Annotated in this window: 18 protein-coding genes; 11 read left to right on the top strand and 7 right to left on the bottom strand. The window is 75.2% G+C overall.

The genetic code is table 11. From position 1 onward, the window contains the following. Positions 1–4: 4 nt before the first annotated feature. The 3 genes from ACH4F6_RS19505 to ACH4F6_RS19495 form a co-directional block, all read right to left on the bottom strand. Positions 5–1,639 (bottom strand): nickel transporter, encoded by a 1,635-nt coding sequence (locus ACH4F6_RS19505; protein WP_397961456.1) that lies wholly within the window; start codon positions 1,637–1,639, stop codon positions 5–7. Beyond that, positions 1,636–3,357 (bottom strand): tetratricopeptide repeat protein, encoded by a 1,722-nt coding sequence (locus ACH4F6_RS19500; protein ID WP_397961454.1) that lies wholly within the window; start codon positions 3,355–3,357, stop codon positions 1,636–1,638. The genes ACH4F6_RS19505 and ACH4F6_RS19500 overlap by 4 nt, the downstream gene beginning before the upstream one ends. A gap of 245 nt (positions 3,358–3,602) precedes the next feature. Beyond that, positions 3,603–5,126, bottom strand: coding sequence for a DUF4331 domain-containing protein (locus tag ACH4F6_RS19495; protein WP_397961453.1), 1,524 nt, complete (start codon positions 5,124–5,126; stop codon positions 3,603–3,605). A gap of 205 nt (positions 5,127–5,331) precedes the next feature. On the opposite strand from ACH4F6_RS19495, the gene ACH4F6_RS19490 reads away from it, so the two are divergent. The 3 genes from ACH4F6_RS19490 (at position 5,332) to ACH4F6_RS19480 (ending at position 7,094) form a co-directional block, all read left to right on the top strand. After that, positions 5,332–5,874, top strand: a complete 543-nt coding sequence (locus ACH4F6_RS19490; RefSeq protein WP_397961452.1) for a sigma-70 family RNA polymerase sigma factor — start codon at positions 5,332–5,334, stop codon at positions 5,872–5,874. Then, positions 5,871–6,692 carry an anti-sigma factor domain-containing protein gene (locus tag ACH4F6_RS19485; protein WP_397961451.1) on the top strand — a complete coding sequence of 274 codons (822 nt, stop codon included), beginning with the start codon at positions 5,871–5,873 and terminating at the stop codon, positions 6,690–6,692. Before ACH4F6_RS19490 ends, ACH4F6_RS19485 begins: the two co-directional genes overlap by 4 nt. A gap of 126 nt (positions 6,693–6,818) precedes the next feature. Then, positions 6,819–7,094: a hypothetical protein gene (locus ACH4F6_RS19480; protein WP_397961450.1), complete on the top strand. Its 276-nt coding sequence runs from the start codon at positions 6,819–6,821 to the stop codon at positions 7,092–7,094. A gap of 10 nt (positions 7,095–7,104) precedes the next feature. Here the strand turns inward: ACH4F6_RS19480 and ACH4F6_RS19475 are convergent, their stop codons facing one another. The 4 genes from ACH4F6_RS19475 to hmgA form a co-directional block, all read right to left on the bottom strand. Continuing rightward, a complete protein-coding gene (locus ACH4F6_RS19475) occupies positions 7,105–8,301 on the bottom strand; it encodes a CaiB/BaiF CoA transferase family protein (protein WP_397961448.1) in 1,197 nt (398 codons plus the stop codon). Positions 8,302–8,628: 327 nt separating this feature from the next. Further along, the gene (locus ACH4F6_RS19470; RefSeq protein WP_397961447.1) at positions 8,629–9,789 is read right to left on the bottom strand and encodes a type ISP restriction/modification enzyme; all 1,161 of its coding nucleotides are present in this window, start codon (positions 9,787–9,789) and stop codon (positions 8,629–8,631) included. A 26-nt stretch (positions 9,790–9,815) separates the two neighbouring features. Further along, complete coding sequence (locus tag ACH4F6_RS19465) at positions 9,816–10,565, bottom strand: GntR family transcriptional regulator (RefSeq protein WP_397961446.1); 750 nt, start codon at positions 10,563–10,565, stop codon at positions 9,816–9,818. A 27-nt stretch (positions 10,566–10,592) separates the two neighbouring features. Beyond that, the gene (hmgA, locus tag ACH4F6_RS19460; protein ID WP_397961445.1) at positions 10,593–11,912 is read right to left on the bottom strand and encodes a homogentisate 1,2-dioxygenase; all 1,320 of its coding nucleotides are present in this window, start codon (positions 11,910–11,912) and stop codon (positions 10,593–10,595) included. Between the two features lie 163 nt (positions 11,913–12,075). Between hmgA and ACH4F6_RS19455 the strand changes: the two genes are divergently transcribed. From ACH4F6_RS19455 to ACH4F6_RS19420, 8 genes are all read left to right on the top strand, one after another. Beyond that, the gene (locus ACH4F6_RS19455) at positions 12,076–12,756 is read left to right on the top strand and encodes a hypothetical protein (RefSeq protein WP_397961444.1); all 681 of its coding nucleotides are present in this window, start codon (positions 12,076–12,078) and stop codon (positions 12,754–12,756) included. Beyond that, positions 12,753–13,367 carry a TetR family transcriptional regulator gene (locus tag ACH4F6_RS19450; protein ID WP_397961443.1) on the top strand — a complete coding sequence of 205 codons (615 nt, stop codon included), beginning with the start codon at positions 12,753–12,755 and terminating at the stop codon, positions 13,365–13,367. The genes ACH4F6_RS19455 and ACH4F6_RS19450 overlap by 4 nt, the downstream gene beginning before the upstream one ends. Before the next feature lie 129 nt (positions 13,368–13,496). After that, entirely contained in the window at positions 13,497–15,758 is a 2,262-nt protein-coding gene (locus ACH4F6_RS19445; RefSeq protein WP_397961442.1) for a molybdopterin oxidoreductase family protein, read from the top strand. A 284-nt stretch (positions 15,759–16,042) separates the two neighbouring features. Further along, complete coding sequence (locus ACH4F6_RS19440; protein ID WP_397961441.1) at positions 16,043–16,615, top strand: hypothetical protein; 573 nt, start codon at positions 16,043–16,045, stop codon at positions 16,613–16,615. Next, the gene (locus ACH4F6_RS19435) at positions 16,602–17,612 is read left to right on the top strand and encodes a class F sortase (RefSeq protein WP_397961440.1); all 1,011 of its coding nucleotides are present in this window, start codon (positions 16,602–16,604) and stop codon (positions 17,610–17,612) included. Before ACH4F6_RS19440 ends, ACH4F6_RS19435 begins: the two co-directional genes overlap by 14 nt. A gap of 280 nt (positions 17,613–17,892) precedes the next feature. Next, positions 17,893–19,230 (top strand): ABC transporter ATP-binding protein, encoded by a 1,338-nt coding sequence (locus ACH4F6_RS19430; protein WP_397961439.1) that lies wholly within the window; start codon positions 17,893–17,895, stop codon positions 19,228–19,230. 181 nt (positions 19,231–19,411) lie between these two features. Next, complete coding sequence (locus tag ACH4F6_RS19425; protein ID WP_397961437.1) at positions 19,412–20,800, top strand: aldehyde dehydrogenase family protein; 1,389 nt, start codon at positions 19,412–19,414, stop codon at positions 20,798–20,800. 10 nt (positions 20,801–20,810) lie between these two features. Beyond that, positions 20,811–21,890: a Zn-dependent alcohol dehydrogenase gene (locus ACH4F6_RS19420; RefSeq protein ID WP_397961436.1), complete on the top strand. Its 1,080-nt coding sequence runs from the start codon at positions 20,811–20,813 to the stop codon at positions 21,888–21,890. The last annotated feature ends 7 nt before the right edge of the window (positions 21,891–21,897 follow it).

The raw sequence follows: 21,897 nt of genomic DNA, 5'->3' as shown, positions 1-21,897 counted from the left end.
TAGCTCAGGCGAGGACGGATGCGGCCCCCTTGAGCACCAGTCCGGCGCCCAGGGCCATCACGACGAGCGCGGACCACAGCGGCACGTTCCGGCGGACCAGGGCCGCGACCGGATGCGCGGTCCGGCGCGGGTCGCGGTCCAGGAACCGGGCCGCGCCCGCCCCCAGCCTGACCACGGCGAACCCGGCGGCGGCGAGGGCCAGCGCGAGGCCGGTGCCGTACGCGACGACGAGCAGCAGCCCGAACCAGGCGTGGCCGAGCGCCGCCGCGCCCACCAGCACGACGACGGCGGAGGGACTGGGGACGAGCCCCCCGGCGAAACCGAGCAGGATCGTGCCGCGGAGGGTGGGGGCGACGGAGTGGGTGTGGGTCGAGCCGCCGTGGGTGTGGGTGTGGGTGTGACCGTGGTGGTCGTGAGCGCGACGGTGGTCGTGACCGTGGTCGTGACCGTGGTCGTGGTCGTGGCCGTGGTCCTGCGCCCGTTCGTGCTCGTGCCCGTGGTGGGTGTGCTCCGCGGGGGCGCCGACGAGGGCGAGGGCACGGGCCGGCGCCCCGGTCCGTTCGTGGGCACGGGGGTGGCCGTGCGCGTGGCCGTGCGCGTGCCGTCGGTCGTGCCAGGCGCGGCGGAGCAGGGTGGCGCCCGCGCACAGCACGAGGGCGCCGCTGGCCAGGCCCAGCCAGGCGATCACCGACGGGGCCGCGGCCGAACCGGCGGTGACCAGGAGGCCGAGGGCGACCACGCCCAGGGTGTGGGTGACCGTGACGGACGCGGCCAGGGGCAGCACGTCCTTGAAGCGGGCCCGGCCGCCGCGCGCGGCGGCCGTCGCGGCCATGAGGGTCTTGCCGTGGCCGGGGGCGAGCGCGTGCATCGCGCCGAGGCCCACCGCGACGACCAGGGCCAGCGCGGCGAAGCCCACGGTGAGGTCCTGCCGGGCCACCAGGCCGTCCAGGGCCCGGGTCCAGCGGTCGGCGCCGCGGGGCAGGACGGACGCGGCCGGCGCGTCGCGCTCGTCGTCCGCGAGGGCCGGGCCGCCGGGGCGCACCCGCAGGGACGCGCTCGCGGTGCCGGCGGGGGAGGAGAGCAACTCCTGGGGGTAGTCGGTGAGTTCGTCCGACAGCGACTCGGCCGGGACGTCGGATCGGGTGAGCGTCATCCGGTCGCCCCGTGCGGTGATCTCCCGCCAGCCGGGCCCGGAGGAGGCCCCGCCCGCGCTCCGGAAGGACAGGGAGACCGTCTCGTCCCCGGGCAGCGGCGCCGTCAGCCGGCACTCCACGCGCAGGGTGTCCAGCCCGGCCTGGCCGGGCCGTACGACCGCCTCGGCGGCGCCGGCCGTGAGGGCGACCGCGCGGCCGTCGACGGTCAGCGCGCTGTCCGCGGCGGCCGTGGCGCAGCGCTGCCGGGCCCACTGCGCGAGGCCGAGCCGCCCGACGTCCGGCTTCGCCTGGGTCGCCGGGATCTCGGCGAGGTCCTCGACGTGGTCGACGCGCACCTGGCCGGGGGCGACGACGAGGCCGTCGTAGCGGTTGACGGTGAAGTTGCCCAAGGGGTGCGCGCTGGCACCGGCGGAAGGGACCAGCGCGAGCGCGCACCCGGCCGTCAGGACGGTCGCGCAGGAGGCGAACACACGGCGGGGGTTCACCGGGCCGCCTCCAGCGTCTTCAGCGCGGTACGGGCCTCGCGGGCGCCCAGCGGGGAGAAGCCGGGGTTCAGCTCCAGCGCCGCCGACAGGTGGGTCCGCGCCTCCTCGGGGTGACCGGTGGCGCGTTCGATCACCCCGCGGTGGTGGAGGAAGGACGCGTTGCGGTAGCCGGTGGCCGTGGCCCGCCGGGCGTAGGGGAGGGCCTCCGCGTCCTCGCCGTTGACGTGCAGGGCCCAGGCCAGGGCGTCCGCGGTGTGCACGGTGTGCCGGCGGGCCCACTCGGCGCGGGCCGCGCGCAGCGCCGCCGCCCGGTCACCGTGGTCGGCGGCGGCGAGCGCGGTGTCGAGGTCGGCGTTGACGCCGTTGGCGCGGGCGAGGGCGGTCCAGGCGTCGACGAGCGTGTACTGCGCGTCGGCCCTCGCCGCGTCGCCCTCGCCGCCGCGGGCCTCGTACAGCTCGCCGAGCTCCACCAGCGGGCCGGGGAGCGGGAAGCGGGCGACGACGGTCTCCAGCCCCTCGATCGCCTCGGCCCGTCGTCCGCTCGCGGCCTGGGCGCGGGCGCGGCCCTCCAGCGCCGGGAGGTAGTTCTCGTCGGCGGTGAGGGCACGGGCGTAGTGGGTCAGCGCGTCCTCGTGGTCGCCCTGGTTCCAGGCGAGCTGGCCGATCTGCGTGGCGACGTAGGCGATGTCGCCGGGGGTGGTGGACGCGGCGAGCGCCCGGTCCAGGACGCGGCGGGCGGTGGTGACGTCACCGCGCAGTTCGTGGACGTACGCGTACCGGGTGAACACCGGGACGCCCGGGCGCCGTTCGTCGGCGGTCTTCGCCGCGGTCAGCGCCTCCTCGTACCGGCCGAGCTCGACGAGCGCGTCGATGCGGGAGCACAGGGCGCGTTCGCTGTAGGGGTTCTGCTCCAGCGCCCGGTCGGCGTGGGCCAGGGCGGCCGGGAAGTCGTGCCGGGCGGCGGCGAGGGCGGCGAGGCCGGCCAGCGCCTGGTCGTTGTCGGAGCGCAGGCCGAGGGAACGCTTCAGGGCCCGCTCGGCCTGGGGGTAGCGGGAGGGGTCGCCCTTGACGCGGGCCTGCTCGACGTAGGCGAGTCCGAGGGTGGCCCAGCCGCCGAAGTCCCTGGGCTGGGCGCGCAGATGCGCCTGGAGCGTCGTGATGCCCTGGTCGAGGTCGCCGCTCGCGAGCAGTCCGGGGGACACGGCCGCGGCGGTCACCACGGGCGTGCTCCGGCCCTCGCGCGCGGCCCCGACGGCGATCGCGCCGGCGGTGAGGGCGACGGCCAGCATCGCGGCGCAGGCGCCGAGCCGGCCGGCCCGCCGACGACGGCCGGCGGCGCCGACCCGGCGGACGGCGGCGACCCGCTCGTCGGCGCGGGCTTCCTCCGGGACGGCCGGCGTCGCCCCGGCCGGCGCGTGCCCGCAGCCGCTCTCCACGGCCGGCGCGCCCTCGGAACTGCTCTCCGAGGGCGGTACGTCCTCGGAGCCCCTGCCCACGGCCGGCGCGTGTCCGCAGTCGCCGTCCACGGCCGGCGCGTCCTCGGGACGGCCTTTCGGCGCTTCCGCTTCCACGCGGTCTCCGGCGCCGCTGCCGCCCTCGGCCACCGGCCGTTCGGCCACGGGCCGTTCGCGTTCCTGCCGGGACGCCGGCCGCCCGGACCCCGGCCCGGGACCCGGCCGCTCGTGCTCCGGTTCGCCGTCGTTCGTACGCGGGGACATGCCCTCTCCTCGGTCGCCTGGGGTGGATCGGCCCGCGGGTGTGCGGGTGGGGGGTGGCGCGGCCCGCGCCGTGGGGGATGAGTACGCGGGCCGCACCGGTCGGTGGGGCGGGCCGGGGAGCGCAGGATTCTCCCCGGCCCGCCCGAGGGCCTGCCGTCCGGATCCGACCGGGGCCGCGCGCGGCCCCGTCACCGGAGGCCCGCCCGGTCCGGCGGGAAGGCCCCGTCGATGCGTCCGTCCGGCGCCTAGTGGCGCCGGACGGACGGCCGCTGCATCCGGCGCCACCACATCAGGCCGCCGCCGACGAGCAGGATCCCGGCCGCGCCGGCGCCCGCGGACGCGGCGATCAGACCGGTGTTCTCCGCGGAGCCGCCGGTGAGGGCGTCGCCGAGCTGGTTGCGCACGTCGGCCCCGGTCTTGGCGGTCGCGCCGCGCGAGCCCTCGGTCGGCAGGGCGACGTAGGGGAAGGCCTTCTCGAAGTCCTTGTCGTTCTTGTCGACCGCGTCGCCCAGGTCGTTCTTGGCGCCGAGCAGCTCACCCTCGACGACCTGCAGCGAGGCGTCGATCACGTCGTCGGTGAGGCGACGGCCGTTCGGGAAGCCCGCGGTGTCGCCGTCGAGCACACCCAGCCGCTTCGGGGACGCGGCCGGCTTGATCGAGGTGTTGAGGCGCAGCTCCTCCGACGGGGTCACGTACGGCGGCTGGTTGAGGCCCTTGACGCCCTTCAGGAACACGTCGACGAGGTCGTTGCGCGGCTCGGCCGGCGCCTTGATCTTGTAGATCGCCTCGATGAGCTTCGGCAGCTCGGGGTGGGTGACGTTCTTCAGGAACTGGCCGTCGTCCTTCGGCACGGACGCGTTGAACCTGTCCTTGTCCTTGATCGGGTTGACGACCTCGTTCACCAGCGGGCTGCCGAGGCGCGAGACCTGCGTGTAGTGGCCCTGCGCGTTCTCGCGCTGCGTGGTCGACCAGATGCCGACGACCGGCTGGTGCTCCGACTCGACGATCATGTCGCTCGGGACCTGCAGCGCGATCGAGTTGACGTTGTAGCCCTTGAGCGTGTCGTTGCCGACCTCGGAGAGGTCCCCGCCGTACAGCAGGTCGAAGACGCGCAGGTCCAGGAAGAACGGGTCGTCGGCCTGGCCGGCGAAGGTCTTCGCGCCGTTGGAGAGCTTGTAGACCGCCTGGTCGCGCAGCTTGGCGTAGTGGGGCATCGACGCCTTGCCCACGTTCGACGGCGCCACCGGCACGTCGTCGGCGAGCTTCGTCCTGTGCTGGACCTTCCCCTTCCTCAGCTTGAGCAGTTCGAGGTCGTACGTCTGCGTGACGTTGAGGTCCGCGTCGTCCAGGCTCTCGACCACGCCGGTGTTGTACAGGAAGGTCTTCTTGTTCTTCGTGTGCGTTGTGAACGTGTAGCGGAAGGTCAGGTCCTCCTTCGCGTCGCCGTCGTTGTCGACGTGCAGGTCGTACTGCGCGTCCTCGGCGAACGGGAAGAAGTTCGGGCCGCCCGCGGGCTCCTCGAACGGGATCCAGTTCGCGACGATCGTCGTCGTGTCCGGGTGGTCGGGGCTCACGAACGCGTACACGTCGGTGTTGTCGTACTGCGGGGTCCCCGAGACGAGCGGGGCCTCCCGGTGGCTGGAGGCGGCGGCCTCCCCCGGTACCAGCGTGGCGACGCCGGCGGCCGTGAGCCCACCGGCGGCCAGCGCGCCGCATATGAGGGTCGCGACGCCCCTGCGTCCGGATCCGCTCCTGGAGATAGCTGTCATGCCGTCCGTCCTCTGTGCCGACTTGCCTGACGGACAGTGATACGGAGCGGCGGGGCGGATCGGATTGGTCGGAACCCAAAAACTTTTTCTTCCCTGCTCACCCGCGTTTCCGGTCTTCCGATCCGTACCTCCACCGGAGGTGTGTGCGTTGCGAATGCCTGGTATGACGGGACGGCCCGGGTGCGGCCGCAGGGAGGGGGACCGGATGGAGGCGGACGAGCTTCTGCTCCTCGTGGGGGCGGGGGACCAGAAGGCATTCGAACAGCTCTACGCGCTGGTGTCCGGACCCGTGTTCGGACTGGTCCGGCGGGTGGTGCGGGATCCGGCGCAGTCGGAGGAGGTCTCCCAGGAGGTGCTGCTCGAACTGTGGCGCTCCGCCGCCCGCTTCGACCCCGGCCGCGGCAGCGCCCTGTCGTGGATCCTCACCCTCGCCCACCGCCGCGCCGTCGACCGGGTGCGCAGCGCCCGCGCGGCCGGCGAACGCGAGCAGCGCGAGGCCCGGCGCGCCCACCACCCCGCCTTCGACCAGGTGTCCGAGGAGGTCGAGGCCGGCCTGGAGCGCGAGTGGGTGCGCCGCTGCCTGGACCGCCTGACGGCCCTGCAGCGCCAGTCCGTCACCCTCGCCTACTACGACGGCTACACCTACCGTGAGGTGGCCGAGCGGCTCTCCCTGCCGCTGGGCACGGTCAAGACCCGGATGCGTGACGGACTCACGCGGCTGCGCAACTGCCTGGGAGGTGCCGCGTGAGCGTCCTCGGATCGCTGTTCCGCCGGGAGGACCCGCACTCGCTGGCCGCCCCCTACGCGCTCGACGCCCTCGACCCCGACGAGCGCCGGCGCTTCGAGAGGCACCTGAGGAGCTGCGACCGCTGCTCCGCCGAGGTGCGGGCGCTGTCCGAGGACGCCGTCCGGCTCGCCTGGTCGACGGCGGCCCCGCCGCCGGCCGCGATGCGCGAGCGGGTGCTGGCCGCGGTACGGACCACTCCGCAGGAACCCGCGGCGGCGCCGGCGCGCAGGCACGAGCCGCAACTGCCGCCGCACGTCTGGGGCAGGCAGCCGCCGCCCGCGCGCACCCGTGCGCCCCGTGCGCGCCGCCCCCTGTTCGTGCCGTTCGCCACCGCCACGGCCGCCGCCGCGCTCGTCGTCGCCTCGCTCTTCGCCGTCCAGGCCGAGCGGACCCGGGACCAGTTGGACGCCGAGCGGGCGCAGGCACGTGAGATCGCCCACGTCCTGGCGGCTCCGGACGCCAGGGCGAGCACCGGCACGGACGCCCGGGGCCGCAGTATCGGAGTGGTCGCCTCCGCTTCGACGCGGGAGGCGGTCGTCACCCTGAGCGGGTACGGCGATCCGCCCGGCGGCCAGGTGCACCAGCTGTGGGCCATGCGCCCCGGCGCGCAACCACGCTCCCTGGGCCTCTTCGACGGCGACACGCCCTTGGTCGCCACCGGACTCGATCAGTCGTCGACGTCACTCGCGGTGACCGTCGAGCCCGGTGGGGGGTCGCCGCAGCCCACTACCCAGCCGATTGTCCAACTCACCCTGAAAACAGTCGGATTCGGAGAGTGACCGCCGAGGCATCGTCAACCTCCTTGTGGGGAAGGTGAATCCTGCGACCGCGATACACGCGTGCCCCGGCGGGGCGATAGGGTTACCCTGCCCGGGCCGGGTGGACTCGTACGGGTGGGGAGTGACATGGAACAGATAACAGTGCGCAGCAGGGCGAGGGTCCCTGCGATCACCTGCGGGAGCAGCGCGACCAGTTCGCGCCTCGACCGTCACCTCGCGGTGCTGGGGGGTCCCGCCGTCCCGCAGCGCGAGACGGCCGAGGCGACCTCGCTGATGCGGGAACTGACGGCGCGCGAGCCCGCGCACCGCCGTAGCGCCAGGGGCGCCCGAGTGAGCCGCGTCTCGCTCTTCGCGCCGCTGCGCCGACTGCGCCGTTCGCTGTTCGGCGGCAACAGGCACTGAAGCCCCGCGCTCAGGAGACCACACCGTCCCGGCGCAGCGCTGCGATCTCGTCGTCCGTCATCCCCACGGCACGCAGCACCGCCCCGGTGTGCTCCCCGAGCGCGGGCACGGCCCCCATCCGCGCCTCCGCCCCGCCCGGCAGTGTGATCGGAGGCAGCAACGCCCGCAACGGCCCGACCGGCGAGTCCACCTCCCGCCACCGCTCACGGGCCGCCAGCTGCGGGTGTTCCGCCAGTTCGGACAGGTCCCGCAGCCTGGCGCACGCGATGCCCGCGTCCTCCAGCCGCGCCAGCGCCTCCTCGGTGCCCAGCGCCCCCAGCGCCTTCGCCACCAGCGCGTCCGTGCGTTCCCGGCGCTCGACCCGCGCCGCGTTCGTCGCGTACGCGGGGTCCACCCCCAGGTCCGGCCGGTCGAGCACCCGTTCGGCCAGGCGGCGCCACTCCCGGTCGTTCTGCACCGACAGCAGCACCCGTCCGCCGTCGGCGGTGGCGTAGGCGTCGTAGGGCGCGATCACGGCGTGCGCGAGGCCCGTGCGGGCCGGGGCGGTCCCGCCGTGCATCGTGTGGTGCAGCGGATGGCCCATCCACTCCGCCAGCGCGTCCAGCATCGACACCTCCACCGGCCCGCCCCGCCCGGTCGTCCCGCGCCGCACCAGCGCCGCCAGCACCCCGGAGAAGGCGTACATCGCCGCCGCGATGTCGGCCGCCGGGATGCCCGCCTTCACCGGCCGGTCGGGCGTCCCCGTCACCGACACCAGCCCCGCCTCGCACTGCACGAGCATGTCGTACGCCCGCTTGTCCGCGTACGGCCCCGACGCCCCGTACCCCGAGATGTCGACGGCGACCAGCCGCGGGTGCGCCGCGCACAGGGTGGCCGCGTCCAGGCCGAGCCGGGCCGCCGCGCCCTGCGCGAGGTTCTGCACGAACACGTCCGCCTCCGCGATCAGCCGGCGGACGACGTCCCGGCCGCGCGGGTCCTTCAGGTCCAGCGCGACGGACTCCTTGCCGCGGTTGCACCACACGAAGTGCGAGGCGAGGCCGCGGGCCGCGGTGTCGTAGCCGCGGGCGAAGTCGCCGCCGTCGACCCGCTCGACCTTGATCACCCGGGCGCCCAGGTCGGCCAGCTGCCGGGTGGCGAACGGGGCCGCCACGGCCTGCTCGACGGCGACGACGGTGATGCCCTCCAGGGGCGGCGGGAGCTGGTCCATGAGGTGGATCATGGCCCGTGGCGGCCGCTTTGTCAGCAGTCCGGCCGGCCGGAGGTCCGTCCCGGTCGCCGGCCCTCGTCGGCGGCCGGCCGATGCGTACCGTGCGCGTACCGGCGGACGGCGGGCGCACGGCGATCGGCGCCGCGCACCGCGCCGGGGACCCGGCGGCGGGGTGGCCACCGGCCGGGCGGCGTCCCGGGCACCGGAGCGTCCCCGGACACGGAGGTCCCGTGCGCACGCGCGCCGGCCCGGTTGCCGGACTCCTTCGGCCCGCGGGCCCGGGGCGCGGCGCCCCGACGTGATCCGCGACCGGACGCCGGAGGGGGATCAGATCAGCGCCAGTTGCCCCTCGGGCCCCTCCTCGTGTCCGCCGAGCACCGAGGCCGGGCGGCGCGCGGCCGCGGGCACCGGGAGCACGCCCGCCCGGTGCAGGGCGGCCGCGGTGACCGGGGCCGGCGTGACCGGCTCCCCCCGCCGCGGGCGCACTTCGGCGAGCAGGGCCAGGACCGTGATCAGCTCCAGGAGTTCCGACGTCCAGGCCTGCGGCCAGGCCGCCGGGCGGACGGCGGTGAGCGTGCCGGGTTCGCCCTCGGCCGTCCTCGCCCTGAACCAGCTCTCCAGGACCCTCGCCCCCGCCGCCTCGAAGTCCCACGCCTCGGGCGGGACGGGGGAGATGCGGCCCTCGTCGAGGTGCAGGCTCTCCTCGTCGCGGTCGTAGCGCAGGGTGAGGGGGCGGGGCGGCAGCGGGGCGCGGACGTAGGGGCGGCGGCCGCCGGGGAGCCGGGGACGGTCACCGTCGCGGCGCAGCAGCCACAGGACGCGGCGGCCGCGCTCGACGCCCCGCGCCCAGCACCGCGGGTCCCCGGTGAGCGGGACCGTGAGGTCGGGGCGCGCGGCCGTCAGGATCCAGGCCAGCAGGTCGGGCGCGGTCACCGGGTGGCCGAGGCGGGCGGTCAGGTGCTCCAGCAGGCCCGGGGCCACGTTGGGCTCGGTGCCGCCCGGGCGGCGGTACAGCGGGCGGACGCGGCCCGGCCGGACCAGGGGCAGCAGGGAGGTGGCGAGCAGCACGGGACCGGCCGGCTCGCCGGCCGACTCCACGACGAAGACCTGGTGGTCGTCCGCCACCCGCCACAACTCGGGCCGGGCGGCGTCGATCAGACGGTGGTCGGGGATCAACCACCGTTCGTCGAAGGGGGAGTGCAGCACGCGGACCGGCTCCGGGCAGGGGCCGCAGGCCCGCAGCAGGCGTTCCGTGCCGGTCGGGCGGCCCGGCAGCTGTCCCACCGCCGAGTGCAGGGTGCGCGCACGGGTCGGCTCGAACAGGGCCTCCCGGTCGGGGCCCTCGGCCTTCACCAGGGCGTCCCAACGGGCCTTCAGGGATGCCGCGTCCGGGGCCGCCGGCCAGGCGCGGCCGAGCCGCACGGGTGCGACGGACCACGGCATGAGGTCCGCGAGGCGCGGAGCGTCGTCGTGCGTCACGCCGGGCATCGTACGACGGCCTCGCGGCCGGCGGGTCAGGTGGCGTCCAGCGTCACCGTGAAGGAGAAGCGGTCGCCCCGGTAGTGGATGACCGCCACGTCCAGCACGCGCCCGTCCGCGTCGTACGTCACGCCCGTGTAGTGCAGGATCGGGCTCAGCAGCGGGATCCGGAGCAGCCGGGACGTCTCCGGGTCCGCCAGCCGGGCCTCGACCGTGTCCGTGATGCGGCTGATCTCCGCGCCCACGACGTCCCGCAGGACCTTCGTCATCGGCCAGCGCACCAGGTCGTCCGGGTCGATCAGGGCGGCCAGTTCGGGCCGGACGTAGTTACGGGCGTGGTTGGTCGGCTCGCCGGTCTTCTCGTCGCCGCGCAGCCGGTGGTACGTCGCCACCTCCGCCAGGTCCGGGAAGTGCTCGGCGAGCTCCGCGGGGGTCGCCGCGGTGCCCTGGCCGAGCAGCTCCGTCGCCATGCCGGACTGCTGGGCCACGATCGCGTCGACCGACCCCAGCAGGCGCACGGGGGCGCCCCGCCGGGCGGTCGGCTCGATGAACGTGCCGCGCCGGCGGTGCCGGGTGATCAGGCCCTCGTCCTCCAGCTCCTTCAGCGCCTGCCGCATGGTCAGCACGCTCACCCCGTAGTGCCCCGCCAACTGCTCCTCCGTGGGCAGGCGCAGCGGGTCCCTCGGCGAGCGGCCGAGTATCGAGGCGCGCAGCGACTGCGACACCTGGTACCAGAGCGGCAGCTTGCGGTTGAGGACGATCGAGTCCGGGGCGAAGGAGGTCACGGGCTATCCGTACCTTCCGCGTGACGGTCAGTGCAACGGGCGGAAGTGCCGCTGCAGCCCCGACCACACGTCGTCGTAGCGCTGCTGCAGGTGCTGCGCGCCCGCCGCGTGCGGGGTGAGGACGATCGGCCAGCGCGTCTCGAACATGAACGCCAGCCCGTCGTCCACCTTGTGCGGCACCAGCTCGGCGGCGCTCGCCCGGTCGAACGTCTCCCGGTCCGGGCCGTGCGCCGACATCATGTTGTGCAGCGAGCCGCCGCCCGGCACGAAGCCCTCCGCCTTCGCGTCGTACGCCCCCTCGACCAGGCCCATGTACTCGCTCATCACGTTCCGGTGGAAGTACGGCGGCCGGAAGGTGTCCTCGCCCACCAGCCAGCGCGGCGCGAAGACCACGAAGTCCACGCCGGCGAGTCCCGGAGTGTCCGACGGCGAGGTCAGGACGGTGAAGATCGACGGGTCGGGGTGGTCGTAGGAGATCGTCCCGATCACGTTGAAGCGGTGCAGGTCGTAGACGTACGGCACGTGGTTGCCGTGCCAGGCGACGACGTCCAGCGGGGAGTGGTCGTAGTGGGCCGTCCAGAGGTTGCCGCAGAACTTGTTCACCACCTCCACCGGCCCCTCGACGTCCTCGTACGCGGCGACCGGAGCCCGGAAGTCACGGGGGTTGGCCAGCCCGTTGGCGCCGATCGGACCGAGGTCGGGGAGGCGGAAGGGGGCGCCGTAGTTCTCGCACACGTAACCGCGGGCGGACCCGTCGAGCAGCTCGACGCGGAAGCGCACCCCGCGCGGGACCAGCGCCACATGGCCCGGCTCGGCGTGCAGCAGGCCGAACTCCGTGCGCAGCAGCAGGCCGCCGCGCTCCGGGACGATCAGCAGCTCGCCGTCCGCGTCGCTGAAGACGCGGTCCATGGAGGCGGTGGCGTGGTACAGGTGCACGGCGACGCCGGTGCGCTGGGCGGCGTCGCCGTTGCCGCCGAGGGTCCACAGGCCCGCCAGGAAGTCCGTCCCCGGCGCGGGCTCCGGCAGGGGGTTCCAGCGCAGGCGGTTGGGGTCGGGGACCGTCTCGGTGAAGGGGGCCGTGCGCAGCGCGCCGTTGTCCGTGCGGGTGAACGCCGGGTGGGCGGCCGACGGGCGGATCCGGTACAGCCACGAGCGGCGGTTGTGCGCCCGCGGCTCGGTGAACGCCGTCCCGCTGAGCTGCTCCGCGTACAGGCCGAGCGGCGCGCGCTGCGGGGAGTTGCGGCCCTCGGGCAGGGCGCCCGGCACGGCCTCGGAGGCGTGCTCGTTGCCGAAGCCCGAGAGGTAGGTCAGCCCCTCGGCCGTCTTGCGTGCGTCCCCGTCGCTCATGCGTGCTCCCTCTCGACCGTCCATTCCTCTGCATCACCGTAGGATTGCGTTTTCCCGTGCGCAAGGGGGACGGGGGTTCCTCCTCACGAAGGACGATCACGAGTGGCCGGAACCCGACTCCAGGGGGATTCGGGTGTCGCACCGGTGTTCTACGCTCCCCCGCATGTCGTGGACGCGTGGCACCCTCTCCGCGCTCGCGGTCTGTGTCCTGCTGGTGACCGGATCCGCGGGCTGCGCCTCCCGTGACGCCCAGGAGCGGGGCGGGGCGGGCGCGACGGCCGAGATCTCCCCCGAACCCGTGGGCAAGGTGCTGAAGGACACCGACGAGGACGGCCGGCACTACCGGGAGGTGCGCCGCGAGGGCGCCCCGGAGGTGGGCCTCGAGGTGCAGCCGGACACCCGCGGCGGCTGGGCCGTCCGCCTCAAGGTGCGCAACTTCCGCTTCTCGCCGGCCGGGACGACGGCGCGCGCGGTCGCCGGCCGCGGCACCGTCCTGCTCTTCGTGGACGACCGCGCCGTCGCCGAGCTGCGCGACCCCTCCTACGACATCCCCGCCGGCTTCCTCCCGCACGGCACCCACCAGGTCACCGCGCGCCTGTGCGCCGACGACGGCACGGTGTGGGCCGTCGACGGCAAGCCGGTCGAGAGCACGGCGGACGTCACCGCGTCGGAGGCGGAGGCGTCCCCGCCGGGCGGTGCGCCGTCGGGCCCGGCGGCGGAGGGGACCCCCGGCGCCCCGGAGGCGAAGAACACCCCCGCCGCGCCGTCCGCGTTGAGTGCACCGGGCACCTTTCTCCGTACCCAGGGGCGAGGTTCACCCGACCGCGGCGGAAAGGCATCATGAAGCCCGTGCCCCACGCGACATCGCTCCGTCGTGCGCCCGTGCAGCGGCGCAGTGCCGAACGACTGACCCGGATCCTCGACGCCTGCGCCGACCTCCTGGACGAGGTCGGCTACGACGCCCTGAGCACCCGCGCCGTCGCCGAGCGCGCCGGCGTCCCGATCGGCTCCGTCTACCGCTTCTTCGGCAACAAGAAGCAGATGGCCGACGCGCTGGCCCAGCGCAACCTCGAGCGCTACGCGGAGCGGGTCACCGAGCGGCTGAAGGGCGCCCGGCGGGGGGACTGGCGGGCCGCCATGGACGCCGTGCTCGACGAGTACCTGGCCATGAAGCGCACCGCGCCCGGCTTCTCCCTCGTCGACTTCGGCAACCAGATCCCGGTCGGCGCCCGCGGCGAGCCCAACCACCGCGTCGCCGACCGCCTCACCGACCTGCTCTCCGGCTACCTCGGCCGCGAGCCCGACGAGGTGCTGCGCCGTACCTTCCTGATCGCCGTGGAGACCGCCGACACCCTCGTCCACCTGGCCTTCCGGATGGACCCGGCGGGGGACGAGAAGGTGATCGAGGAGGCGCGGCAGCTGCTGCGCGCCTACCTCGCCCGCTCCCTGGACTGAGGGGCCCGTCCCTCCCCGGCCGGCGGGCCCCCGCGTTCCCCCGCGGCAGGGGGCTCCCCGACATGCGTACCGGTCGGTATGCTCGGCGTCCAGAGAGAGCGTCACAGCCGCCGCCTTCCGGGAGGACCCGTGCCCCGCACCGCCCTGCGTATCTGCCCCCTGTGCGAGGCCACCTGCGGGCTCACCCTCACCGTCGACGGAACCAGGGTGACCGGCGCCCGCGGTGACCGGGACGACGTGTTCAGCAAGGGGTTCATCTGCCCCAAGGGCGCCTCCTTCGGAGCCGTCGACGGCGACCCGGACCGGCTGCGCGGCCCCCTCGTGCGCCGGGACGGCGAACTGCGCGAGGCCACCTGGGAGGAGGCCTTCGACGCGGTGGCCGCCGCCGTCCGGCCGGTCGTCGAGCGGCACGGGGCGAACGCCGTCGGGGTCGTCCTCGGCAACCCCAACGTGCACACCGTGGCCGGCGCGCTCTACCCGCCGGTGCTGCTGGCCGGGCTCGGCACCCGCAGCCTGTTCACCGCCTCCACGGTCGACCAGATGCCCAAGCACGTCTCCAGCGGACTGCTCTTCGGCGACGCCAACGCCATCCCCGTGCCCGACCTCGACCACACCGACCACCTCCTCCTCATCGGCGCCAACCCCCTGGAGTCCAACGGGAGTCTGTGCACCGCGCCCGACTTCCCCGGCAAGCTCAAGGTCCTCAAGGCCCGCGGCGGCCGCCTCACGGTCGTCGACCCCCGCCGCACCCGCACCGCGAAGCTCGCCGACCGCCACCTCGCGATCCGGCCCGGCACGGACGCCCTGCTGCTCGCGGCGATGACCCACGTGCTGTTCGAGGAGGGTCTGGTGGAGCTGGGCGAGCTCGCCGCGCACGTCGAGGGAGCGGGAGAACTCCAGGAGGCCGTGCGGGACTTCACGCCGGACGCGGTGGCCCCGGTCTGCGACGTCGACGCCGGCACCGTCCGCGCCCTCGCCCGCGAACTCGCCGCCGCGCCGACCGCCGCCGTCTACGGCCGCATCGGCAGCTGCACGGTCCCGTTCGGCACCCTCGGCAGCTGGCTCGTCGACGTCCTCAACATCCTCACCGGCAACCTGGACCGGCCCGGCGGCGCCCTCTTCCCGCAGGCCGCCACCGACCGCACCCCGCGCCCGGCCGGCCCCGGCCACGGCTTCCAGCTCGGCCGCTGGCACTCCCGCGTCAGCCGGCACCCCGAGGCCAAGGGCGAGTTGCCGCTGGCCGCGCTCGCCGAGGAGATCGACACCGCGACCCAGGACGGCGAGCCGATCCGGGCCCTGATCGCCGTGGCCGCCAACCCCGTGCTCTCCGCGCCCGACGGCGACCGGCTCGACAAGGCGCTCGCCTCCCTCGACTTCATGGTCAGCGTCGACCCGTACCTGAACGAGACCTCGCGCCACGCCGACGTCGTCCTGCCGCCGCCCCCGCCGTCCCAGAGCCCCCACCACGACTTCGCCTTCAACACCCTCGCCGTCCGCAACCAGGTCCGCTACACCCGGGCCGCCGTGCCGCTCGAGCCGGGCCGGATGACCGAGAGCGAGATCCTCGCGCGGCTCGTCCTGGCCGTGACCGGGATGCACGGCGCCGACCCGTCCGCCGTCGACGACCTGGTCATCGGGCAGACCCTCGGCAAGGCGGTCCGGGACGAGGGCTCGCCCGTGCACGGCCGCGACCCGCGCGACCTCGCCGCCGAACTCACGGGGAACGACGGCCCCGAGCGCCGGCTGGACATGATGCTGCGCCTCGGCCCCTACGGCGACGGCTTCGGCGCGCGGCCCGACGGGCTGAGCCTCGCCCGGCTGCTGGACCACCCGCACGGCATCGACCTCGGACCGCTGCGCCCCCGTCTGCCGCAGCCGCTGAAGACCCGCAGCGGGCGCATCGAGCTGCTCCCGGGGCCGATCGCCGACGATCTGCCCCGGCTGCGGACGGCGCTCCGGGAGCGGCCCGCCGGACTCGTCCTCGTCGGGCGCCGCCACCTGCGGTCCAACAACAGCTGGATGCACAACGTGCCCGCCCTCACCGGCGGCAGCAACCGCTGCACCCTGCACATCCACCCCGAGGACGCCGAGCGGCTGGGCGTGCGGGACGGTTCGCCGGTGCGCGTCAAGGGCGCCGGGGGCGAGGTGACCGCGCCCGCCGAGGTCACCGACGGCGTGCGCAGGGGCGTCGTCAGCCTGCCGCACGGCTGGGGACACGACCGGCCCGGCACCCGGATGCGCCACGCCGCCGCCGATCCCGGCGTGAACGTCAACCAGCTCCTCGACGGCAGCCTGCTCGACCCGCTGTCGGGCAACGCGGTCCTCAACGGCGTGCCGGTCGAGGTCGCCGCGCTCGTCCCGCAGGCCGAAGGGCTCACGCCGGTGACCTGAGCGGAGCGGTGACCGGGAGTCCCGCGCTCGTCGCCGCGACGCCGACGTCCGCCGTCGTCCGCTTCGGCACCGGCCTCTTCGCCCCGGCCGTCCGGGGCGTCCCGGGGCCGCGTCCGCCGGGCCGGACGCGGCCGGTGACGGCCGGCGGACCAGGTCCCCGTTGGGCCGGAGGGGCGATATCCGGGGCGCGGCGCGCGCCGCTTCCGTGACCCGGGAGCCGGAACGTGACATTCAGTCAGATGAGAACCGATTCGTATGAAAATCATCTGACTTGGAGGTTTCTGATGCCGACCTCTTCCCGCCCCCGCAGGGCCGCCGCGCTGACGGCCCTCGCCGCAGGGGGAGCCGTGCTCCTCGGCGCGCCGTCCGCCGCCGCGGCTCCCGGGGACAACGGAGACATCAAGGTCCACAGCGTGGGCACCGCCGTCGCCGCCCAGCTCAACCAGCCGAAGGTCTGCAGGTTCTACCTGGACGCCTTCAACTTCGACGTCGCCCAGGGCGTCACCTGGGCCATCGCGCCGCAGTCCGCCCAAGCCGGCACCGACAGCACGCAGACCGGCGTCATCACCCTCGCCAACGGGGCCGGCGTCACCGAGAACCTGATGCTGCCCACCGGGCAGTACCGGCTGACCTGGACGGTCGTCGGCGGTCAGGGCGCGGGCAAGCAGAAGGTCTTCCAGGTCGACTGCCCGGACCTGCCGCCGGGCGGCCCCAACGGCGGCCCGCCCGCGGGTGCCGGCGGCCTCGCCCGCGAGGCCGCGTTCACCCCGGTCGCCGGCGCCGCGGCGGTGGGCCTGGCCGCGGTCGGCGGAGTGGCATGGTTCCGGCTGCGCCGCCGTTCGCATGGCGCCGCGTAGGCGGATCCGCAGGCCCTGGTACCGGACGCGCGCCTACCGCCTGACGCGGACGGCCGTGCTGGCCGTCACGCTGGTGGCGGCCGGCGTCTGGTGCGCCCAGGACGAGGAGCCCGCCGGACCGGCCACGGCCGGTCCGGCGGGCTCCGTCGGAGTGAGCGGTTCCGCGGTGCCGGAGGGGGCCGGGCGGAAGGAAGGGGGGCCGGCCGGAGCGTCCGGCGAGGGCTCGGGCACGGGCCTGGCCGTCGGCGCGGGGGCGGAGGTGGTGGCCGGCGGAACGGGGCGGCCGGAAGCCGCCCGGGAGGCGCGCCCGCCGCGCGGCGCGCAGACCGCGGCCCGGCCGTCCGCGACCCGGTCCTCCCGTACCGCGCCGCCCGGCACTTCGCGGTCCCGCACGGCATCCGCGTCCTCCACGGCGCCGCGCGTCTCGCCCCCGCGGACACCGCTCCGGCCGTCCCGGCCCGCGTCCTCGCGGCACCCCCGGACCGGCCCGGCCCGGCCCGGGTCCGAGAGCTTCCGCCCCCTGCCGCGTTCCCGCGCGACCCGTCTCGTCATCCCCTACCTGAGCATCGACGCCCCGGTCATGGACCTCCGGCTCGACGGCGAACGCCGGCTGCCGGCCCCGCCGGAGGACGATCCCCGGCTGGTGGGCTGGTACGCGGCCGGGCCGTCGCCGGGCGAACAGGGCACCGCGGTGGCCGTCGGCCACCTCGACACCGACACCGGCCCCGCCGTCTTCGCGCCCTTGTCGGAACTCGGGCGCGGCCGCCGCGTGGAGGTCCGCCGCGCCGACGGACGGGTCGCCGTGTACACCGTCGACGCCATCAAGACCTACGAGAAGGAGCACTTCCCCGACCGCGAGGTGTACGGAGCACGGGGCCGCCCCGAGCTACGGCTGATCACCTGCGGCGGGGCCTACGACCGCAGGAAGGGCTACACGGGCAACCTGGTCGTCTTCGCCCACCTCGCCGAACTCCGCGCACCCCGCCCCGCTCGCTGAGCCGGCCCCGGGGGGAGGACGGCGCGGGGGCCGCCGGCGCCGGGCCCGTCGCGGGTGCGCGCCCGGCGGCGTGGCCGCCGGGGCCGTTCTCCGCCCCCGCCGGGCCCGGAAGCAGTCGCTCCGCCCCCTGGCTCCCGATGCGTGGTACTCGATCCGGCCGTTCCTCTTCCCCGGCCGCGCACCGTCCGTTAACTTCCGTGACTCATCCGTTCCGTACGACCGCACGGGACGGCCGACCGCGGAGCACCAGCGCCCTAGTGAGCCCCCGGGGACACCTCTCATGACACGCGCCATCTCCCTGCACGACGTGAGCAAGGTCTACGACAGAGGCGTCCGCGTCGTGGACCGGCTGTCGATGGACATCGCGCCCGGCGAGTTCCTCGTGCTGCTGGGTCCGTCCGGCTGCGGCAAGTCGACCGTGCTCAGGATGATCGCCGGCCTGGAGCACATCACGGAGGGGGAGCTGCGGCTCGACGGCGCGTACGCCAACGACCTGCCGCCCTCCGGGCGGGACATCGCGATGGTGTTCCAGAACTTCGCCCTCTACCCGACCATGACCGGCCGCGACAACATCGGCTTCCCGCTGCGCATCGAGGCCCCCGGGGCCGACCCGCGCCCGCGCGTCGACGCCACCGCGCGGATGCTCGGCATCGAGGACCTCCTCGACCGCTTCCCCGGCCAGCTCTCCGGCGGGGAGCGCCAGCGCGTCGCCATGGGCCGGGCCATCGCCCGCCACCCCTCCGCCTTCCTGATGGACGAGCCGCTGTCCAACCTGGACGCCAAGCTCCGCAACCGCCTGCGCGCCGAGATCGCCCGCCTCACCCGGGAGCTGGGCGTCACCACGGTGTACGTCACCCACGACCAGGCCGAGGCCATGTCGCTCGGCGACCGGATCGCCGTGCTGCGCGGCGGTGTCCTCCAGCAGCTCGACAGCCCGCGCTCGGTCTACGCGCTGCCCCGCAACGTCTTCGTCGCCGCCTTCATCGGCACCCCGCGCATCAACCTCCTGCGCGGCCTGGTCCGGGCCCCGCTCGACGGGGCGATGACGATCGGCCTGGGCAAACAGGCCCTGCGGCTGCCCGAGCCCCTCTCCCCGGACCACAAGCTGCTGCGCGTGCAGCAGGGCCGCGAGGTGATCGTCGGGCTGCGCTCGGAGGCGGTCCGGGTCGGCCGGGCCGCCGACGCGCGTCCCGGCGAGACCCTCATCACCGGGCTGGTGGAGCACGTGGAGTTCCAGGGCCACGAGGCGCTCGTCCACTTCGACACCGGTTCGCGCCCCGCCGTCGTACCGGAGCTGGAGGCGGCGCGCCCGGTGGCCGGGCCGTCGCGGCGCCGCCGCCGGGAGACCGGCGTCCTCGACCGGCTGCGGGGGAGGGCGGGCGGTCTGCGGGCCGGTCCGGTGGTGGTGCTGGACGACCCGGCCGGGCCGGGCCCCGCGGTCGCGTCCCCGGAGGGGCGGGTGCCCGGCGACCTCGTCGTGCGCACCACGCCCGACCTCGACCTGCGGCGCGGCGCGCAGGTCCCCCTCCTCGTGGACCTCGCCCACCTGTTCGTCTTCGACCAGCACGGCGAACGGATCTGCCCGGCGCCGTCCCGACTGCCGGACCTCGACGAGTGACCCGGTCCGGAACCCGGGCGGCCCCGGCGGGCGACACCGCCGTACCCGCGGACCCGGAGGAGCGACAGCCCCGGCTTCGCGGTGCCATGGTGAGGCGTCGCACGGAGGACACCCCTGGTGCCCGAAAACTATCGGCGCTAGTTTAGGGCGCGGACGACGAGGACCGCCCGGAGGGAACGTGATGAAGGCACACGACGGCATCTACCTCGACGGCGCCTGGCGCCCCGCCGCGGGCCAGGACGTGATCGAGGTCGTCAACCCGGCGGACGAGCAGGTCATCGGCCGCGTCCCGGCGGGCGGGCCCGAGGACGTGGACGCCGCCGTACGGGCCGCCCGCGCCGCCCTCCCGGCCTGGGCCGCGACCCCGCCGGAGGAGCGGGCCGCACGCCTGACCGCGCTCCGGGACGTGCTGGTGGCCCGCAAGGACGAGATCGCCGAGACCGTCACCGCCGAACTCGGCTCCCCGCTGCCCTTCTCCCAGGCCGTCCACGCGGCCGTCCCGATCGCGGTCGCCGGCTCCTACGCCGAACTGGCCGCCACCCACTCCTTCGAGGAGAAGGTCGGCAACTCGACCGTCCTCCACGAGCCGGCCGGCGTGGTCGGCGCCATCACGCCCTGGAACTACCCGCTGCACCAGATCGTCGCCAAGGCCGCCCCGGCCCTGGCCGCGGGCTGCACGGTGGTGCTGAAGCCCGCCGAGGACACCCCGCTGACCGCGCAGCTCTTCGCCGAGGCGGTCCACGAGGCGGGCGTACCGGCCGGCGTCTTCAACCTCGTCACCGGTCTCGGCCCGGTCGCCGGCCAGGCCCTCGCCGCACACCCCGGCGTCGACCTCGTCTCCTTCACCGGCTCCACGGCCGTCGGCCGGCAGATCGCCGCGACGGCCGGCGCCGCCGTCAAGAAGGTCGCCCTGGAGCTGGGCGGCAAGTCCGCCAACGTCATCCTCCCGAGCGCCGACCTCGCCCGCGCCGTCAACGTCGGCGTCGCCAACGTGATGTCCAACTCCGGCCAGACGTGCAGCGCCTGGACCCGGATGCTGGTCCACCGCGACCGGTACGAGGAGGCCGTCGAGCTGGCCGCGGCCGCCGCCGCCAAGTACGGCGACCGCATCGGACCCGTCGTCAGCGCCAGGCAGCAGGAACGGGTGCGGGGCTACATCGAGAAGGGCGTCGCCGAGGGCGCCCGGCTGGTCGCGGGCGGCCCCGACGCCCCGCGCGAACGGGGCTGGTTCGTCAGCCCGACGGTGTTCGCCGACGTGACCCCCCAGATGACCATCGCCCAGGAGGAGATCTTCGGCCCCGTCCTGTCGATCCTGCGCTACGAGGACGAGGAGGACGCCCTGCGCATCGCCAACGGCACGGTCTACGGCCTGGCCGGCGCCGTCTGGGCCGGCGACGAGGCGGAGGCGGTGGCCTTCGCCCGCCGGATGGACACCGGGCAGGTCGACATCAACGGCGGACGCTTCAACCCGCTGGCCCCGTTCGGCGGCTACAAGCAGTCGGGCGTCGGCCGCGAACTCGGCGCGCACGGGCTCGCCGAGTACCTCCAGACCAAGTCCCTGCAGTTCTGAGGAGGCCGTCGTGGTCCGTGCCGCCGTCCTGCCCGCCGTGGGCGCTCCGCTGGAGATCGCCGACATCGACCTCCCCGACCCCGGACCCGGCCAGGTCCGCGTCCGCCTCGCCGCCGCCGGGGTCTGCCACTCCGACCTGTCCCTGACCAACGGCACCATGCGCGTCCCGGTCCCCGCCGTCCTCGGCCACGAGGGCGCCGGCACGGTCGTGGCCGTCGGGGAGGGGGTCGCCGGTCTCGCGCCGGGCGCCGGCGTCGTCCTCAACTGGGCGCCGTCCTGCGGCCGGTGCCACACCTGCGCGCTGGGCGAGGTCTGGCTGTGCGCCAACGCCCTCAACGGATCCGCCGAGGTGTACGCCCGCACCGCCGACGGCACCGACCTGCACCCCGGCCTGAACGTCGCCGCGTTCGCCGAGGAGACCGTCGTCCCCGCCTCCTGCGTCCTGCCCCTGCCGGACGGCGTCCCCCTCACGGACGCGGCCCTCCTCGGCTGCGCCGTCCTCACCGGCTACGGCGCCGTCCACCACAGCGCCCAGGTCCGGGCCGGCGAGACGGTGGCCGTGTTCGGCGCCGGCGGGGTCGGCCTCGCGACCCTCCAGGCGGCCCGGATCGCCGGCGCGTCCACGATCGTCGCCGTCGACGTGTCCCCGGAGAAGGAGGAGCTGGCCCGCGCGGCGGGCGCCACCGAGTACCTGGTCGCCTCCGACGGCACCGCCCGCGAGATCCGCGCCCTCACCGGCCGGCAGGGCGTGGACGTGGCCGTCGAGTGCGTGGGCCGCGCGGTCACCATCCGCACGGCCTGGGAGTCGACCCGCCGCGGCGGCCGCACCACGGTCGTCGGCATCGGCGGCAAGGACCAGCAGGTCACCTTCAACGCCCTGGAGCTCTTCCACTGGGGCCGCACCCTCTCCGGCTGCGTGTACGGCAACGCCGACCCGGCGCGGGACCTGCCGGTGCTCGCCGGGCACGTCCGGGCCGGCCGCCTGGACCTCTCCGCGCTCGTGACGGAACGGATCGCCCTTGAGGGCATCCCGGCGGCCTTCGAGAACATGCTGGCGGGCAAGGGCGGCCGGGCCCTGGTCGTCTTCTGACCGTTCC

The sequence above is a fragment of the Streptomyces sp. NPDC017936 genome (assembly GCF_044328485.1).
Taxonomy (GTDB): Bacteria; Actinomycetota; Actinomycetes; order Streptomycetales; family Streptomycetaceae; genus Streptomyces.
Note: the sequence above shows the minus strand (reverse complement) of the source record. Positions and strands in the feature narration are given on the sequence as shown.